At 69.8% G+C, this 16,305-nt stretch carries 16 protein-coding genes; 8 read left to right on the top strand and 8 right to left on the bottom strand.

Translation table 11 applies throughout. From position 1 onward, the window contains the following. The first annotated feature begins 266 nt into the window (after positions 1–266). Both MMF94_RS26870 and MMF94_RS26865 read left to right on the top strand, forming a co-directional pair. Positions 267–2,156: a DNA/RNA helicase domain-containing protein gene (locus MMF94_RS26870; RefSeq protein ID WP_241039978.1), complete on the top strand. Its 1,890-nt coding sequence runs from the start codon at positions 267–269 to the stop codon at positions 2,154–2,156. Continuing rightward, entirely contained in the window at positions 2,153–2,470 is a 318-nt protein-coding gene (locus MMF94_RS26865; protein ID WP_241039977.1) for a nucleotide pyrophosphohydrolase, read from the top strand. The genes MMF94_RS26870 and MMF94_RS26865 overlap by 4 nt, the downstream gene beginning before the upstream one ends. A gap of 3 nt (positions 2,471–2,473) precedes the next feature. Here the strand turns inward: MMF94_RS26865 and MMF94_RS26860 are convergent, their stop codons facing one another. From MMF94_RS26860 to MMF94_RS26850, 3 genes are read right to left on the bottom strand one after another with little or no spacing between them, the layout of a single operon-like run. Next, positions 2,474–2,911 carry an SRPBCC family protein gene (locus tag MMF94_RS26860; protein ID WP_241039976.1) on the bottom strand — a complete coding sequence of 146 codons (438 nt, stop codon included), beginning with the start codon at positions 2,909–2,911 and terminating at the stop codon, positions 2,474–2,476. Between the two features lie 9 nt (positions 2,912–2,920). Then, positions 2,921–3,754: a phosphoenolpyruvate hydrolase family protein gene (locus MMF94_RS26855; RefSeq protein ID WP_241039975.1), complete on the bottom strand. Its 834-nt coding sequence runs from the start codon at positions 3,752–3,754 to the stop codon at positions 2,921–2,923. Further along, a complete protein-coding gene (locus tag MMF94_RS26850) occupies positions 3,751–4,941 on the bottom strand; it encodes a Tm-1-like ATP-binding domain-containing protein (RefSeq protein ID WP_241039974.1) in 1,191 nt (396 codons plus the stop codon). Before MMF94_RS26850 ends, MMF94_RS26855 begins: the two co-directional genes overlap by 4 nt. 423 nt (positions 4,942–5,364) lie before the next feature. On the opposite strand from MMF94_RS26850, the gene MMF94_RS26845 reads away from it, so the two are divergent. The 4 genes from MMF94_RS26845 to MMF94_RS26830 all read left to right on the top strand — a co-directional run bounded on the left by MMF94_RS26845 (position 5,365) and on the right by MMF94_RS26830 (position 9,798). Then, positions 5,365–5,706, top strand: coding sequence for a VOC family protein (locus MMF94_RS26845; protein ID WP_241039973.1), 342 nt, complete (start codon positions 5,365–5,367; stop codon positions 5,704–5,706). A 111-nt stretch (positions 5,707–5,817) separates the two neighbouring features. Then, the gene (locus MMF94_RS26840) at positions 5,818–7,785 is read left to right on the top strand and encodes a M13 family metallopeptidase (protein WP_241039972.1); all 1,968 of its coding nucleotides are present in this window, start codon (positions 5,818–5,820) and stop codon (positions 7,783–7,785) included. A gap of 93 nt (positions 7,786–7,878) precedes the next feature. Continuing rightward, positions 7,879–9,156, top strand: coding sequence for a nickel-dependent lactate racemase (gene larA, locus MMF94_RS26835; protein ID WP_241039971.1), 1,278 nt, complete (start codon positions 7,879–7,881; stop codon positions 9,154–9,156). Between the two features lie 309 nt (positions 9,157–9,465). Then, a complete protein-coding gene (locus MMF94_RS26830) occupies positions 9,466–9,798 on the top strand; it encodes an RNA polymerase sigma factor (protein WP_241039970.1) in 333 nt (110 codons plus the stop codon). Between the two features lie 258 nt (positions 9,799–10,056). Here MMF94_RS26830 and MMF94_RS26825 read toward each other — a convergent pair whose 3' ends face one another. Then, the gene (locus tag MMF94_RS26825; protein WP_241039969.1) at positions 10,057–10,566 is read right to left on the bottom strand and encodes a MarR family winged helix-turn-helix transcriptional regulator; all 510 of its coding nucleotides are present in this window, start codon (positions 10,564–10,566) and stop codon (positions 10,057–10,059) included. Positions 10,567–10,652: 86 nt separating this feature from the next. On the opposite strand from MMF94_RS26825, the gene MMF94_RS26820 reads away from it, so the two are divergent. Then, complete coding sequence (locus tag MMF94_RS26820) at positions 10,653–10,931, top strand: DUF3040 domain-containing protein (RefSeq protein ID WP_241039968.1); 279 nt, start codon at positions 10,653–10,655, stop codon at positions 10,929–10,931. Here the strand turns inward: MMF94_RS26820 and MMF94_RS26815 are convergent. The 3 genes from MMF94_RS26815 to MMF94_RS26805 are packed head-to-tail and all read right to left on the bottom strand — an operon-like array spanning position 10,928 to position 13,772. Continuing rightward, on the bottom strand, positions 10,928–12,178 hold the full coding sequence (locus MMF94_RS26815) for a PP2C family protein-serine/threonine phosphatase (RefSeq protein WP_241039967.1): 1,251 nt from the start codon (positions 12,176–12,178) through the stop codon (positions 10,928–10,930). The genes MMF94_RS26820 and MMF94_RS26815 overlap by 4 nt on opposite strands. Before the next feature lie 53 nt (positions 12,179–12,231). Then, entirely contained in the window at positions 12,232–13,356 is a 1,125-nt protein-coding gene (locus MMF94_RS26810) for an alpha/beta hydrolase (RefSeq protein ID WP_241039966.1), read from the bottom strand. 44 nt (positions 13,357–13,400) lie between these two features. Beyond that, positions 13,401–13,772 (bottom strand): hypothetical protein, encoded by a 372-nt coding sequence (locus MMF94_RS26805; RefSeq protein WP_241039965.1) that lies wholly within the window; start codon positions 13,770–13,772, stop codon positions 13,401–13,403. A gap of 67 nt (positions 13,773–13,839) precedes the next feature. On the opposite strand from MMF94_RS26805, the gene MMF94_RS26800 reads away from it, so the two are divergent. Further along, a complete protein-coding gene (locus tag MMF94_RS26800; protein ID WP_241039964.1) occupies positions 13,840–14,364 on the top strand; it encodes a helix-turn-helix domain-containing protein in 525 nt (174 codons plus the stop codon). A gap of 9 nt (positions 14,365–14,373) precedes the next feature. On the opposite strand, the gene MMF94_RS26795 is transcribed toward MMF94_RS26800, so the two are convergent. Further along, positions 14,374–16,161, bottom strand: a complete 1,788-nt coding sequence (locus MMF94_RS26795) for a flavin-containing monooxygenase (protein ID WP_241039963.1) — start codon at positions 16,159–16,161, stop codon at positions 14,374–14,376. Between the last annotated feature and the right edge of the window lie 144 nt (positions 16,162–16,305).

The raw sequence follows: 16,305 nt of genomic DNA, 5'->3' as shown, positions 1-16,305 counted from the left end.
CCGACAGCCTCCCGGGCCGAACGCGGCGGATCAAACCGACGCCATTACAGCGGCGACCTTCCTTGACGAGGCACTAGATCGCTCAGAGACGCAGCAGCGAGGTTGATCTGCCCCGACCGATGTACCTGGATCACGGTGCTCCCTGCCGCGTGAAGATCGCGTTCGTGCCCTTAGAGTGCTGAACGCGGCCCGCCGGGCACCGAGTTCTCGACTCGTTGCTGCCCCCACCCGCACGTCGATGACGCGTGCCTCGTGGGAGATAACCGGTGGCCTTGGTCCGTGACCGTGCCGATGTTCTGCTGGAGAAGGCCGAGGCCGACGAGTTGCACGAACTCCTCGCTCAGCAGGCCAGGATCCAGTTCAACTCGGGTACCGGCACCGGTGAGATCACGTCGTGGCGGAACAGTCTGCCCGCGTTCCTCCGTGACCTCCGCGAGGCCGGACTGGGCCACGTCGAGGTCCTCCTCGAACACAAGCTGCCGTTCACTCCCAAGAGAGTCGACGTGCTGCTGTGTGGGACGCATCCCAAGACGCACCGCAACTCATACGTGCTGGTCGAGCTGAAGCAGTGGACCAACGCGGAGCCTCGCGACGACGGGCTGGTCATGATCCCGCAGTACGGCCAGCCTGTGCTGCATCCCGCCGATCAGGTCCGCGGGTACTGCGAGTACCTGATCGATTTCACCCCCTTCCTCGCCGATGGAAGCGCCGGCGTGTACGGGATCGCGTATCTCCATAACGCCACCACCGAGGGCTGGAAGCTCAAGAAGTACCGCCTCGACGAGCACGGCCGGCTCTACACCCGCGACGAGCGAGCCGAACTGATCGACGAGCTGAAGCGCCTGCTCGACTCGAGCCCGGAGTCTGCCGCCGCTGCCCGCCAGGCCGCTGACGACTTGCTGCAGGCTCGGACGGAACCCTCGAAGCAACTCCTCGCGGTGGCGGCGAAGGAGGTGAAGGAGCGCGAGCAATTCGTTCTCCTCGACCAGCAACAGGTGGCGTACAAGATCGTCGAGCAGGCCGTCGATCTCGCCAACCGCGAGAACACCAAGACCGTCGTCATCGTCCTCGGCGGGCCGGGCTCGGGTAAGAGCGTTCTTGCCCTCAGTCTGCTCGGTGACCTCTCACGACGCGGTCGCCGTGTCTTGCACGCCACCGGCTCCAAGGCGTTCACCGAGACCCTCAGGAAGATCGTGGTTGGTTCTCGGAACGCCCGCGCCCAGACCATGTTCACCTTCTTCAACGGGTTCATCGGCGCCGAGAGCAACTCCCTCGACATGCTGATCTGCGACGAGGCGCATCGGATCCGCGAGACCAGCGTCAACCGCTTCACGCGAGCTGCCGTACGTGCGGCAGCCAAGCGGCAGGTACACGAGCTCATCGAAGTCGCGCGAACCCCCGTCTTCCTGCTCGACGAGCACCAGGTCGTGCGTCCAGGCGAGATGGGCACGGCGGCCGAGATTCGGGCGGAGGCCGCGGCCGCGGGCTGCCGCGTCGAGGTGGTGCGGCTCGAAGGCCAGTACCGCTGCGGGGGATCCGAACTGTATGAGGAGTGGGTCCTCCGCCTCCTCGGCCTCGATCCTCGACCTCCGATCTCCTGGTCCGAACTCGCGCAGAACCGAGACGAGACCTACAAGGTCGCGGCTCTGCCCACGCCAACGGCACTCGAATCCTGGTTGATCTCTCAGAACCCGCTCGGTGGTGACACCGTGCGGATCGCGGCCGGCTACTGCTGGCGGTGGAGTGACCCCGACGTCGTCGACGGCGCCAAGCGGCTCGTCGACGACGTCGTCATCGGTGAGTGGAAGCGCCCGTGGAACGCGAAGCCGGACAAGGCAGTGCCGGGCGTGCCTCCTTCTCACTTCTGGGCCAGTGACAGCCGTGGCTTCGGGCAGGTCGGCTGCATCTACACGGCGCAGGGTTTCGAGTACGACTGGTCAGGAGTGATCTTCGGCGACGACTTCGTGCGCAGAGAGGGCGGCTGGGTCGCGCGGCGCGAGTACTCCTACGACACACCGGTGAAACGGGCCAAGGACCAGTTCCCGGCCCTCGTCCGGAACACCTACAAGGTGTTGCTGACTCGCGGTATGAAGGCAACAGCCACCTACTCGACGGATCCGGAAACGCAGGAGTTCCTCGAGCGGATGTGCCGATGAGCGAAGTCGCCGATCTCGCTGATCGGCTGCGATCGTTCGCCGCAGCGCGGGGTTGGGAGCGGTTCCATACGCCGAAGAATCTGTTGATGGCCCTCGCCGGTGAGGTCGGGGAACTCAACGCAGAGCTGCAGTGGTCGTCCGAAGCAGAGGCCGAGCCGCAAGCCTGGGACGACGAACTCCGTGCTCGGGTCACCGACGAGGTGGCCGACGTTCTGATCTACCTCGCCAGATTCGCCGACGTGTGCGGCATCGACATGATCGACGCCGCACACGCCAAGATCAGGCGTAACGAGACGCGTTACCCACCCTCCTGAGCGTCAGCCCGTGAACCGCTCCTGCAACGCCTTGATCCCACCCGCGTACACGGCACCGGCGAAGGTCTTGGTGAGCCCCTCCTCGTCCGCCGCCTCGGCGTCGAACTCCGACCACCACTCCGCGAAGGTGTGTCCGGTGTCGGTGACGGGCGCCAGGCGCACGGTCGAGATGTAGCGCCGGACCGCGAAGGGGCTCTCGACGATCTGGTAGGTGAAGGTGTGGTCGGTGTCGTCGAGGGTCACGAGTCGCTCGACGACCACTCCCCCGCCGCCCAGGACGAGGCGGCGGACGGCGCCCACCTCGGTGCCGGACGCGCCGGAGTCCAGGGAGCTCTTCTCGATTCCGGAGTGCCAGCTGGTCATCCCGTTGAAGTCACGGATCAGAGCCCAGACCTCCTCGACGGGGGCAGCTACGACACCACTGGCGTATGGGCGGGGCATGCGAGTCTCCTATTTCGTTAGGCGGGTCTTGAAGGCGCGGGTCTGTTCGGTGAGGGCCTTTTCGGTGGGCAGCCGTTCCATCGATGACGCCCCGTAGAAGCCGTGGCAGTTTTTGGTGCGGTCGAGGACGTGGGCGGCGTCGTCGGGCATTGCGATCGGGCCGCCGTGGCAGAGCACGAGCACGTCGTCGCGCACCTCGCGCGCGGCGGCCGCCCACTCGTCGATCAGTGCCACGCAGTCGTCCAGCGACTTCGCCGTCTCCGCGCCGATCGATCCACCCGTGGTCAGGCCCATGTGGCAGACGATGATGTCGGCGCCCGCTCGGGTCATCGCGCGCGCATCGTCGGCGGAGAAGACGTAGGGCGTGGTCAGGAGGTCGGCGGCGCGGGCGGCGGCGACGAGGTCCACCTCCAGGCCGTAGCCCATCCCGGTCTCCTCGAGGTTCGCGCGGAAGACCCCGTCGATCAGCCCGACGGTCGGGAAGTTCTGGATCCCGGCGAAGCCCAGGTCGGTGAGCTCGCGCAGGAACCGGTCGGTGATCATGAACGGGTCCGTGCCGTTGACGCCCGCGAGCACCGGGGTGTGCTCGACGACCGGCAGCACCTCCGCCGCCATCTCGACCACGATCTCGTTGGCGTTGCCGTACGCGAGCAGGCCGGCGAGGGAGCCGCGGCCTGCCATGCGGTAGCGGCCGGAGTTGTAGATGACGATGAGGTCGATGCCACCGGCCTCCTCGCACTTCGCCGAGAGGCCCGTGCCTGCCCCGCCGCCGATGATCGGCTCGCCCCGGCGGGCCATGTCCTGGAACTTCTCGACGAGCTCCGCGCGGACGAAGCGCCTCACCGCTGCACCTCCTGCCACGAGCTGACGATCGCGGCGGCGAACTCGGGGTCGTTGACGTGGTGTGGCAACCGCACCACGCGCCGCTGGTCCGTCTGCTTCACCTCCGCCTCGATCGTGGCGAAGAGCGCCTCGTCGGCATCCGGATCCCAGAACGCCTGCCCCGGGGCGTCGAGCGCGGAGACCCCGCCCGTGGGTAGCAGGAACCGCACCGGGCCCTCGCACGCGTTGAGCTTGCGGGCCAGGAACCGGCCGATCTCGACGCACTCCTCGCGCGTGGTGCGCATGAGCGTGACCTGCGGGTTGTGTTCGTAGAAAGATCGATCCGCGAATTGCTCGGGGACGGTCGAGGGGGCGCCGAAGTTGACCATGTCGAGGGCCCCGCACGACCCGACGTACGGGACGTGGGTGCGGGCGATCGCGCCGAGCCGGTCGTCGGTCGCCGCCATCACGCCGCCCACGAGGAGATCGCACACCTCCGTGGTGCTGATGTCGAGGACGGAGCTGACGAGCCCGTCGTCCACGAGCTTCTCCATCGCACGCCCGCCGGTGCCGGTGGCGTGGAAGACGAGGGGGTCGACGGCGTCGCCGAGCCGCTCGATCACAGCGGTGACGCAGGGGGTGGTGACGCCGAACATCGTCAACCCGACGGCGGGCCGGTCCTCCGCGTCGGGGATCTCGTTGAGGACGAGGCCGGCGAGCGCGTGCGCGGCGTTGCCGATCACGCGGCGCGAGATGCGGTTGAGGCCGGCGACGTCGGTGACCGAGTACCACATCGCGATGTCGGAAGCGTCCACATAGGGCGCGACGTTCCCCGAGGCCACCGTGGACACCATGATCTTCCCGACGCCGACCGGGAGTGCCTGCATCGCCGGCGTGATCAGCGCGGTGCCGCCGGATCCGCCCAGGCCGAGAACGCCGGCCACGTCGGAACGGGAGACGACGAACCGTTGCAGCGCCTCGGCCATGGCGACGACGGCGGTGCCCCGGTCGCCGGTGAAGACCGCGTCGACGCCACCGGGGTGATGTGCCGCAACCTCTTCGGCGGAGACGTCAGCCGTGGTGCCCCGCCGCTGCGTCGACACGTCGACCGTGACGACCTCGGCGCCGGCTGCCCGAACCCGCTCCGCGGCGTAGTGCAGCTCCGCGCCCTTCGTGTCGAAGGTGCCGATGACGTACGCGAGCGCCATGTGATCGTTCTAGCGCATCGACCCTGAACAAGAACACCTATGCGAGGGGAGAGCGCTGAACGGCGCAAGCTCCTCGCGCGCCCAGGCGTCGCCCCGCCTGGTGTCCTCGCAGAGAGAGCGTCGTCCTCACACGGGCCCCAACGTGTGCGAGGAGTCCACAGCCTCTGCGAGGACCTCGGATCGTCCCGTCGAAGAGGCGATCTGCACACGGAAACGGGCGCGACCTCCGCAGCGCGACCGGGCCGACTCGCCCGCGAGAAACGGGCGACTCGCAGGGCCGCAACCGGGCCGACTCGCCCGCCGGAAATCGGGCGACTCGCGGGTCGGACCCGGCGGCTCGCCGCGGGGCGATGAGTTTTGGGGGGCTGGCTGGTCGGGTTCTCGAACCCCACCTCAGGAGGATCCTTGAGCACGATCTCGCCCATGATCATCACACCTGACCTCGAACGCCTGGTGCGCTTCTACACGGAGGTCTTCGGGGCCGAGGAGGCCGAGCGCTTCCCCGAGGAGGGGCCCGCCTTCTTCCTCGGTCTCCGGATCGGCGATTCCCACCTCGGGTTCGTCTCCGACACCAAGGTCGACACGTCGGCCCCCCAGCGCCTGCTGCTGAGCATCGACGTCGAGAACGTCGACAAGCTGCTGGATCGGGTCGAGACGTTCGGGGGCACGGTGCTCGGGCCGCCGAACGACATGTCGTGGGGGCAACGGGTGGCGCACGTGCAGGACCCCGACGGCAACTCCGTCAACCTCACGCAGGTCATCTGACCGATGATCAACGTGCACTGATTCATCCCCGATGATGAATCAGTGCACCTTCGTCGCCCCGCGTCGGCGCATATTGCGGCGCTCGGGCGCCGACAGAGGCAATGATGTGGTGTGAGCACTTCGACGCAACCGGCGCGCACCGGGCTCGACCTCCAGTGGGTCGACACAGCGATCCGCCCCCAGGACGACCTGTTCCAGCACGTCAACGGCCAGTGGCTGCGCACGCACGAGATCCCGGCCGACCGGTCGCAGGACGGCGCGTTCTACGCGCTGCGTGACCGCGCCGAGGAGGACGTGCGGGCGATCGTCGAGGAAGCGGGGTCGCAGCCAGGCGACGACGCGCGGAAGATCGCCGATCTGTACAGCTCGTTCATGGACGTCGAGCGCATCGAGGCAGCGGGCACCGAGCCGGTGCGCCCGCTGCTCGACGAGGTGGCCGCCGCCACCGACAAGGCAGCGCTCGCCGCTGTGCTCGGCCGCCGCCAGCGGGAGGGGCTCAGCTCGCTGTTCGGCGCGTTCGTCAGCACCGACGCCAAGGACTCGACGCGCTACCTCGTGCACCTCTCGCAGTCCGGTCTCGGGCTCCCCGACGAGGCGTACTACCGCGAGGACGCCTACGCCGAGATCCGCGCCAAGTACCTCGAGCACCTGGCGCGGCTCGCCGAGCTGGTCGGGTTGCCCGACCCGGAAGGGCTCGCGGCCACGGTGATGGAGCTGGAGACGGCGCTCGCGGCCGTCTCGTGGGACCGCGTCACCAACCGCGACGCCGAGAAGACCTACACGCTCATGACGCTCGCAGCGCTGCGCGAGCACGCACCCGAGTTCGACTGGGACCCGTGGCTCGACGCCCTCGGTGCGCCCGCGGGGGCGTTCGACGAGGTGGTGGTGCGGCAGCCGAGCTTCCTCGCCGCGGCAGCGAAGCTCTGGTCGGAGCGCCCTCTTTCGCAGTGGCAGGCCTGGCTCGCGATCCGCACTGCCTCCGCCGGCGCCGACCACCTCAACGAGGCCGTCGTCGAGGAGGACTTCGGCTTCTACGGCCGCACCCTCTCGGGCACGCCCGAGCTGCGGGAGCGGTGGAAGCGCGGGGTCGGGCTGGTGGAGGGCGCGCTCGGGGAGGCCGTGGGCCGGCTCTACGTCGAGCGGCACTTCCCGGCGTCGGCGAAGGAGCGGATGGTCACGCTCGTAGCCAACCTCGTGGAGGCCTACCGGCAGAGCATCAGCCAGCTCGACTGGATGAGCCCCGAGACCCGTCAGCGGGCGCTGGAGAAGCTCGAGCGGTTCACGCCGAAGATCGGCTACCCGGACGAGTGGAAGGACTACTCCGCTCTCGAGATCGCGGCCGACGACCTGCTCGGCAACGTCCGGCGCGCCGGTGCGTGGCGCACCGACGACGAGCTCGCGAAGATCGGCAAGCCGGTGGACCGCAACGAGTGGTTCATGACGCCGCAGACGGTCAACGCCTACTACAACCCGCGGATGAACGAGATCGTCTTCCCCGCCGCGATCCTCCAGCCGCCGTTCTTCGACCCCGATGCCGACGACGCCGCGAACTACGGCGGGATCGGCGCGGTGATCGGGCACGAGATCGGCCACGGCTTCGACGACCAGGGCTCGAAGTACGACGGCGACGGCAACATGACCGACTGGTGGGAGCCCTCCGACCGCACGGAGTTCGAGCGCCGCGCCGACGCCCTGATCAAGCAGTACGGCGACTTGTCTCCTGCCGGGCTGCCCGACCACAAGGTCAACGGCGCCCTCACGGTCGGGGAGAACATCGGCGACCTCGGCGGACTGACCATCGCGATCAAGGCCTACAAGATCGCGACGGACGGATCGGAGCCGCCGGTGCTGGACGGCCTCACGGGCCTGCAGCGCGTGCTGATCGGCTGGGCGCAGGTGTGGCGGGCGGTCACCAGGGAGGCCGAGGCGGTGCGGCGGCTGGCCATCGACCCCCACTCGCCGCCGAACCTGCGCTGCAACGCCGTGGTCACCAACCTCGACGCGTTCCACGAGGCGTTCGACGTGCAGGAGTCGGACGCCCTGTACACGGCCCCGGACCTGCGGGTACGCATCTGGTGAGACCACCGCGCAGCGGACGAGCCGGAGCCCGCCGCCACGCGACACAGTTCACCAACGGGTGACTGCACATCCATCCGATGGAGAATGGGATCCATGCAAACCCGAGTCGCGTACGGCGAGAGCGGCCTCTGGCTGGAGCTGCCCGACGGGGCGACCGTCGTCACCCCGAGCCACCGGCAGGCGGCGGCCGACCCGAGGGAGACCCTTCGGGCCGCGCTGCGCCGGCCGGTGGCCGGGCCCCCGCTGCGGGAGCGCGTCTCCCGCGGTCAGACCGTGGCGATCTCCGCGTGCGACATCACGCGCCCGCAGCCGCGGGAGCTGATGATCCCCGCGATCCTCGACGAGCTGGACGGGATCGTCGATCTCGACGACGTGGTCGTTCTCGTCGCCACCGGCACCCACCGCGCGAACACCGAGGCCGAGCTGCGGGCGATGTTCGGTGACGAGGTCGTCGACTCCGTGCGGATCGTCAACCACGACTCGCGCGCCAAGGACACCATGGTGTGGCGCGGCACCTTCGGGCGCGACGTGCCCGTGTGGCTCAACCGCGAGTGGTGCGAGGCGGACGTCCGGATCACCACGGGGTTCGTCGAGCCGCACTTCTTCGCGGGATTCTCGGGCGGTCCGAAGCTCGTGGCGCCGGGGCTCGCGGCGCTGGAGACGGTGCTCGTGCTGCACGACGCCGCGCGCATCGGCGACCCGCGCGCCACCTGGGGAATCACCCACGGCAACCCCGTGCACGACGACGTGCGCACGATCGCCGAGGCCACCGGCGTGACGTTCGCGCTCGACGTGGTGCTCAACGCCGACCAGGCGATCGTCGAGGCGTTCGGGGGCGACATCCTCCCGATGCACGAGGCCGCCACCGCGTTCGCGCAGGACGTGGCGATGCAGCCGGTGGACGACCGGTTCGACGTCGTGATCACCACCGGCTCGGGCTATCCCCTCGACCAGAACCTGTACCAGTCGGTCAAGGGGATGTCGGCCGCCTACAAGGTGGTCCGGAAGGGCGGCATGATCGTCTGCGCCGCCGAGTGCCGCGACGGCTTCCCCGACCACGGCTCCTATCGCACGTCGCTGACCTCGGGGGCGTCGCCGGAGGAGATGCTGGCCGAGATCGCCGGCCGCGACCACACGGTGCCCGACCAGTGGCAGATCCAGATCCAGGCGCGGATCCAGGCCGACTCCCGCGTGGTCATGCACACCTCGTACCTCTCCGACGCCGACCTCGCCGCCGCCCACCTCGAACAGACCGACGACATCCCCGGCACGGTCGAGAAGGCGCTGCGCGAGGCGGGGTCCTCGGCCCGGTTGTGTGTGCTGCCCGAAGGGCCGCAGACGGTCCCCTACGTGGCGGGCGAGCTGGCGTGAGATCGCCTCGCGGCGACGCACGGAGCGACAGTCGCCCGTCATGTCGACCGTGGAAGGCGGCAGCGCGAGGGGCCGGGCGTCCGGTCGCCCCTCGACACAACAGGGTCCTGCTAGCGTGCCGACGTTGGCCCCGGGTCGCCCCTGCTTCGGCATGCTGCCCGGGGCAAGCTTCTTCCTCGGGCCAGTCACGGCATCGGGGCGCTGCGCGACTCGACCGATACCGAGGATCGTTGTTCCTCCGACCCAAGGAGTAGGACCGTCATCAGCACCGAGACCTGGACGAGCGATGAGTGCGCGCAGGCCTGGGGCGTGAAGACCACGACCTGGGCGGGTTACGTCTCGCGCGGGCAGGCGCCGCAGCCGCTCCCGGGCAACGACGAGCGGGGCAGGCGGCGCTGGGACGCCGACGAGGTCCGGCAGTTCCCCCGCCCCGGGGCCGGGCGATCCCGGGCGGGAGCGGGGCCCGAGGCCGAGGCCGTGCTGGCGGAGATGCGCGAGGTCGCCGAGCAGATCGAGGAGCTGCGAGCTCGGCAGCGGGAGTTGCTCGCCGCAGGCAAGCAGCAGGGCTTGGAGGTGCTCGCGATGGCCCGCGCCCTCGGGATCTCGCGCCAGACCGCCTACAGCTGGCTCGACGACGCGTAGGGCACCCGCACGAGCGACCCGATCGATCCGACATAGTGGACGAGAGTGCCGATCGCTCGAACGGGCGCGTTGACTGTTCCGAGATCTGGGTTTCCGACCTTGCGAGGGCGCAGAACCGGATCTCGCGGCGATCTTGGACGGTGCCCCACCAGTACGAGCGGGCCGCCCAGACCTACCGGACGAGAGCCGTTCGTACGGGGAACCGGGATCAGGCAGCGCGGCGCGCCGGGGCTGCCAGGGGATGCACGGCCGGCCGCGTCACCCCTGGGCCGGTGGGCCCGCCGCGGTGGCGTCCGGTCCGTCGTGCCACGCCGGCAGAACGAGTGCGCCCTCCATCCGGCGGAGCTCGTCGCGGTGCAGGGTGCTGAGCCGGGCGAGGATCTGCTGGCCGATCGGGGTGAGCACGACGCGAACCGCCCGCCCGTCGGCAGGATGCGCCTCCCGCTCCACGAGGCCGTCGCCCTGGGCGCGGTTGACCAGCTCGACCACGCTGTGGTGGCGCAGTTGGAACCGGTCGGCGAGCTCCCGCACCGTCGCCCATTCGCGCCCGGGGAAGCCCTTCAGCGTCAGCAGCAACTGGTACTGCTGCGGGGTGAGGCCGTGGTCACGCACCACTTCCTCGCTGAAGCGCAGGTAGCGGCGGATCCCGAAACGGAACCGCGCCAGCGCCTCGAAGTCCTGCTTCGTCAGGGGGACCTGGCCGGCTGACTCGTCGTCCGCGGGCGCGGCGTCAGGGCGCCGCGCTCCTCCGCTTTCATGGTCAGCCATCGATCAACTATATCGTGTTACGATAATACTGTCGTCGTCGGCGGCCAGGAAGCGCCGGTCAGGGAGCCGCCTCGAGGAGGTGGGCCATGCTGGAAGACCACGAGCGGGAGACGCTGCGGGAGGTCGAGCGCCGGCTCCTCGCCGATGACCCCGAGTTCGTCAGCGAGTTCCAGGCTCGCCAGTCGCATCTCCGCGGGCGCACCATCCGGTTCGGCACCATCGTCGCGATCGTGATCGCGCTGCTGCTCGTCGGTCTGATGCTCGCGGCCGGGTCGGTGGGTGGTGCCGTGCTGTGGATCGTTGCGACGGCTGTGGTCTGGGCGATGTGGAGCCACTCCACCCGGAAGAAGCGGCGCGGAAACTAGAGCAGTCCGTTTCGGGGCGGGTGCCAGTCGAGGCAGACCGCGGTGGCGTCGTCGTTCAGCTTGCCGTGGCAGGACTCGGTGACGGCACGGGTGATGTGCCGGACGAGTTCGGCGGGCGGAAGGTCCCGGCGCTCGGCGAGCAGGGCGGCCAGGCGGCGGTAACCGAACTCCGGCTCACCACGCTGATGTGCCTCCGTGATGCCGTCGGTGAACAGCAGCAGCCGGTCACCGGGCTGCAGCCGGATCGGGTGCACCGGGTAGTGAGCCGGCACGACCAGCCCCAGCGGTAGCGCGGCGGGAAGAACCAGCTCGCTGACCGCCCCGTCTCGCAGTAGCAACGGCGGTGGGTGGCCCGCGTTGATGATCGTCCCGACCCCGACGTCCACGTCGAGGTCGAGGAGGAGCCCGGTGACGAAGTCGGCGCCGGGGAACTGGTCCACCAGATGCTGGTTGGCCGACTCGGCCTGCTCCACGATCGTGGACCGTGCGCGGCGGGCGTTGCGCATCGCGGTGCACGACAGGCTGGCCAGCAGGGCGGCGCGCAGTCCGTGGCCGGCGGCGTCGCTCACGCCCACCGTCAATCGGTGGGCGCTGATCGCGTAGTCGAAGTTGTCGCCGCCGATCTCGTACGCCGGCTCCACCGTGCCCGCGATGGAGAAGGCGGGAAGCTCGAACGCGAGGCTGGGCAGCAGCTCCCACTGGATCTCCGCTGCCAGTCCCAGCTCCCGGCGGCGCCGCAGCATCTCGAACCGGTCGGTGTAGCGGCGTGCGCCGGTCAGCACGTGCCCCAGCACCCGCGTCACGTCCTCGAGCACCGGGGCCACGTCCGGATCCAGGCGGTCGCCGGGAAACGTGACCGCGAGGACCCCGAGCCGCTCGGCACGCACCGACACCGGGAGGTAGACGACCAGCGCGGGTTTCCCCTCACCGCCCGCCACGGCCCCTGCCGCAGCTGCCTGGGCGGGATGATCCACGACGGCCGTGACCTGGCGCTGTTCGCGGTAGGCCTCCCCCGCGGCACTGTCGATCAGATCCTGCGGACGGACGGCCGCGGCGACGGGCCCGTTGGCGACCGGCTCCAGGGTGGCCTCGGCGTAGTCGGCCAGCAACAGGACGCACGCCCGGGCCGCCAGGTGCCTGGTCAGCCATGTCGAGCAGACGTCCACCAGCTCCGTGGGCGGGGCTTCGTCCAGACTCCGCAGCAACTCCCCGACCCGGGGTCGAGCCGCAGCGGTCCGCTCGGTCATTCACCCACCCTGTCACCAGCAGCGCTGCGAGCGTCAGTGCGGGTTACCGGTTCTCAATCCGGCAGGCGGACGAGTTCCGGCAGGCCGGCGGCGACGCCCGGTTCCACGTGTCCTATATGTCCGTGATGGAGCAACTCGTCGATGGTCGTGTCGAGCGTCCTGGTCAGGACGGCGTGCATGCGGTGAGCAGGGATGTCGCCGACGCCGGCCGCGGCGCCGACGGGTGGGGCGACGAAGTAGTGGACGGGGTCGCCGAAGGAGTTGTGCCCGGCGCCGGTGATGGTGGCCGTGGACGTCGGTGGTGAGCCGGCGCGCCGTTGGACCAGCCAGTCGGTGTAGGCGCGCGGCGCGCCGTCCTCGGCGCAGGGGGTGACGGCTGCGCAGCTGCGGTCGGAGCCGAGCAGCAGCTCCGGCTTGGCCGGTGCCCGATCCGGTTGCGGGCCGTCCATGTTGATCGATCCGACGCAGCGCGGTTCGAGTTCGCAGGCACGCACGGCGGCGCCACCGCCGAGGGAGTGTCCGGCGAAGACGGTGCGCCGGGCGTCGACGGTGACAGGTACGGGCGGGTCGGCCGAGGTGAACGCGTTGAGCAGGGCGGTCATGTCCACGGATTGCCGGTGGATCAGCGAGTCGACCTCGGCGCCCGTGGGCGGTGCGGGCGCCGTCGGGGAGGTGCGCGGCATGCCGTCGACGACACGTGCGGGAGTCGTCGGCGGGACCAGCAGCGCGACGACGCGTCCGCGGCTGGCGAGTTCCTCGCCGAGAGTGGTGTACATCCATGGTGCGGTCTCGAACCCGGGAGCGAGGACGACCACGGGCGCCGGGCCGGGCGCGGGAGTGGCGTCGCGGCGCGCCCATGCGGTGACGGCGCCGACGTCCTGCAGCAGCCATCCCACACCGACCGTCGGCGGCAACGTGCCCGGTCCCGACCAGCCGTCGGGAACGTAGTCGACGCGAGGTGCATCGTCGGCGGAGCCGGGTTGGGCGGGGTACCACACCCACGCGGCCCGGCGCGGCTCGTCGGGGGTGGTGCTGCCTGCGGGGACGGTGACGATCGACCGGCCCACGGGGAAGGGGCCGCTCGGAGCCGGCAGGGTCAGGGGGCGTGACCGCAGGACTCCCACGACGACCACGTACCCGAGCAGCAACGCGATGATCGCCGCCGCGGCGAGTCCCACTCGATACACCACCCGCCGTGCCGGTCTCGCGTACCGGGCGCCCGTCATCGCAGCGCTGCAAGGGACTCGACGAGCTGGTCGACGTCCCGCGTGCTGATCAGGATCTCGTGATAGCCCAGCTGCTCCCGGAACTTGTCATCCACGACGAGGCGCAGTGCAGGCACCCGACGGCGGACGCTCACGAACCGGCTGGTCGCAGTTCCGATGCCCCAGCGACCCAACTTGAGGATCCCGCTCACCACCAGGCCCGACCGTGCCACGCCCGTGGCTGCCGCACGGGTGGGCAGCTCCACCCGTTCCGCTCTGCGTACCTCGCCCAGCGGCACCACGAGCCGGGTCCGCCCCCCGCAGAACAGCTTCTCGACCGCCGAGAGCGTGACCGTCACCGCGTGCTCGTCGACATGGACCGTTGCCATCCCGTCCCCCCTTCTAGACTGTTCCCACTAACAGCATTGATACCAGATTTGGAAACGGTGGTCGAGGTTGTCCCACGAGACGTCCCTCGCTGACCTGCTGCACCAGCCGGTGCGGTGGCGCGTGGTCCAGGCCCTGATCGGGCGGTCGCTGACGACCGGGCAGCTCGCCGAGCTGTTGCCCGAGGTCCCCACGACCACGCTGTATCGCCACGTCGGCGTGTTGGTGAAGGCCGGCGTGCTGCTCGTGGTGGAGGAACGCCGGGTCCGGGGCGCGGTCGAACGGACCTACGAGCTCAACACCGCCGCGGCGGACTCCGACAACGCCACCCTCGACCGCGACCGGCTACGAACGATGTTCACCGTCTTCATCGCCGGGCTGGCCGCGGACTTCGACCGCTACCTCGACCGTGGCGATCCGGACCCGGTCCGGGACGGGGTCGGCTTCCGGCAGGCCGCGCTCTGGCTGTCCGACGAGGAGTTCGAACAGTTTCAGGCGCGCCTGACCGAGGCGTTCGAGCCGTTCGTGGAACACCGGGATGCGCCGGGCAGGACGCGGCGCATCCTGTCCACGACGTTCATCCCCGATCCCTGAACGTGTCTGTCAGCGCAGTTCGAGACCGGCCAGCCCGCCCTCCACGCGCCACGTCGACAGCATCTCGAAGAACGCGGGTGAGCCGGCCCCGTAGGGGGCGTTGCGCGCGGCCTGCGGGGACGGCGTGCCCTCGTTGTTGTAGTAGCCGGGCGTGCACTCCTCGAGCCAGGCCCGGCGCCGCTCGCTGAGTGCGACGATCGTGTCCACCCATTCCGTCTCGGCCGCTGCCGACGCCTCCACAGTGGCGACGCCCTGGTCGGCGCAGTGCCGCACGATGTAGGCGATGTGCTGTGCCTGCTCGGCCAGCATGTGCGGGAAGTTCACGGTGAACCCGGTCTGGGTGTTGCTGACGATGAAGCAGTTCGGGAAGCCACGGCTGTGCATCCCGTGGAAGGTGGCGGCGCCGTCCTTCCACTTGTCGGTGAGTGTGGTGCCGTCCCGGCCGTGGATCTCGAACCCCGCTCGCCGGGTGTAGCCGGTGCCGACCTCGAAGCCGGTGGCATAGATCAGGCAGTCGAGCTCGTACTCGCGGCCGTCGACGACCACACCGCGCTCGGTGATCCGCTCGACCCCGCGACCCTCGGTGTCGACCAGGGTGACGTTCGGCCGGTTGAACGTGTCGAGGTACTCGTCGTGGAAGCAGGGCCGCTTGCAGAGCTGGTTGTAGTACGGCTTGAGCGCGGCCGCCGTGGCCGGGTCCTGCACGATCTCGTCGACCCGGGCCCGGATCTGTTCCATCTTGCGGAAGTCGGCGAGCTGCACGATGTCGGCGGGGTTGGCGGTGTCGTCGGATGCCGCCTGGCGCGCCCGCGCGACGACGGACAGGTTGCGGATGATGTCGGTCCAGCCGTCGCCGACGAGGTCGTCGTCGGCCTCCCCGCCGGACACGAGCGTGTTGAAGTTCTCCATCCGCTCGCGCTGCCAGCCGGGCTGCAGGCTCTGCGCCCACTCGGCGTCGGTGGGCCGGTTCGCACGCACGTCGATGGACGAGGGCGTGCGCTGGAAGACAAAGAGGTGCTCCGCCGCGGCGCCGAGGTGCGGCACGCACTGCACCGCGGTGGCCCCGGTGCCGATGATCCCGACGCGCTTGCCGGCGAGCCCGGGCAGGCCGTCCTCGGCGCGGCCGGTGTAGGCGTAGTCCCAGCGGCTGGTGTGGAAGCTGTGGCCGCCGAACGTCTCGATGCCGGGAACGCCGGGCAGCTTCGGACGGTGCAGCGGACCGCCCGCGGTGATGACAAAGCGGGCCTGCATGCGGTCGCCGCGGTCGGTCGAGACGATCCATCGCGCCGTGTCGCCGTCCCAGCGCAGCTCCGTGACCTCGGTCTGCAGGCAGGCACGCGAGTAGAGGTCGAACTTCTCGGCGATCCTGCGGCTGTAGGCGAGGATCTCCGGGCCCTTCGAGTACTTCTCGACCGGCATGTAGCCGGTCTCCTCGAGCAGCGGGAGGTAGATGTAGGACTCGACGTCGCAGGCCGCGCCCGGGTACCGGTTCCAGTACCAGGTGCCGCCGACGTCGCCGCCCTTCTCGATCAGCCGGACGTCGTCGATGCCCGCCTCGCGGAGCCGGGCGGCCACCAGCAGCCCGCCGAAGCCGCCTCCCACGATGACGACCTCGACCTCGTCGGTCAGGGGCGCCCGGGAGAAACCCGGCTCGACGTACGGGTCGTCGAGGTAGTGGGCGAGCGTGCCCTCCGGCTCGCGGTACTGGTCGTTGCCGTCCGGCCGCAGGCGCCGGTCGCGCTCGGCGCGGTACCTGGCGCGCAACGCCCCGGGGTCGAAGCCGAGTTCCGCCACCATCGATCCCCCCGATTAGTTCTAGAACCGGCATTCACACTATGTGAGCGTCCGCGAGTGCGTCCATCGCTTCCGATAGGGGAACAACCCTCGCGGCGCTGCGGTTGGCGGCCGAGGAGGCGGTCGCAGGACCGCCACGGAAGGAGT

This window comes from Pseudonocardia alaniniphila, from assembly GCF_022524485.1.
Classification (GTDB): domain Bacteria; phylum Actinomycetota; class Actinomycetes; order Mycobacteriales; family Pseudonocardiaceae; genus Pseudonocardia; species Pseudonocardia alaniniphila.
Note: the sequence above shows the minus strand (reverse complement) of the source record. Positions and strands in the feature narration are given on the sequence as shown.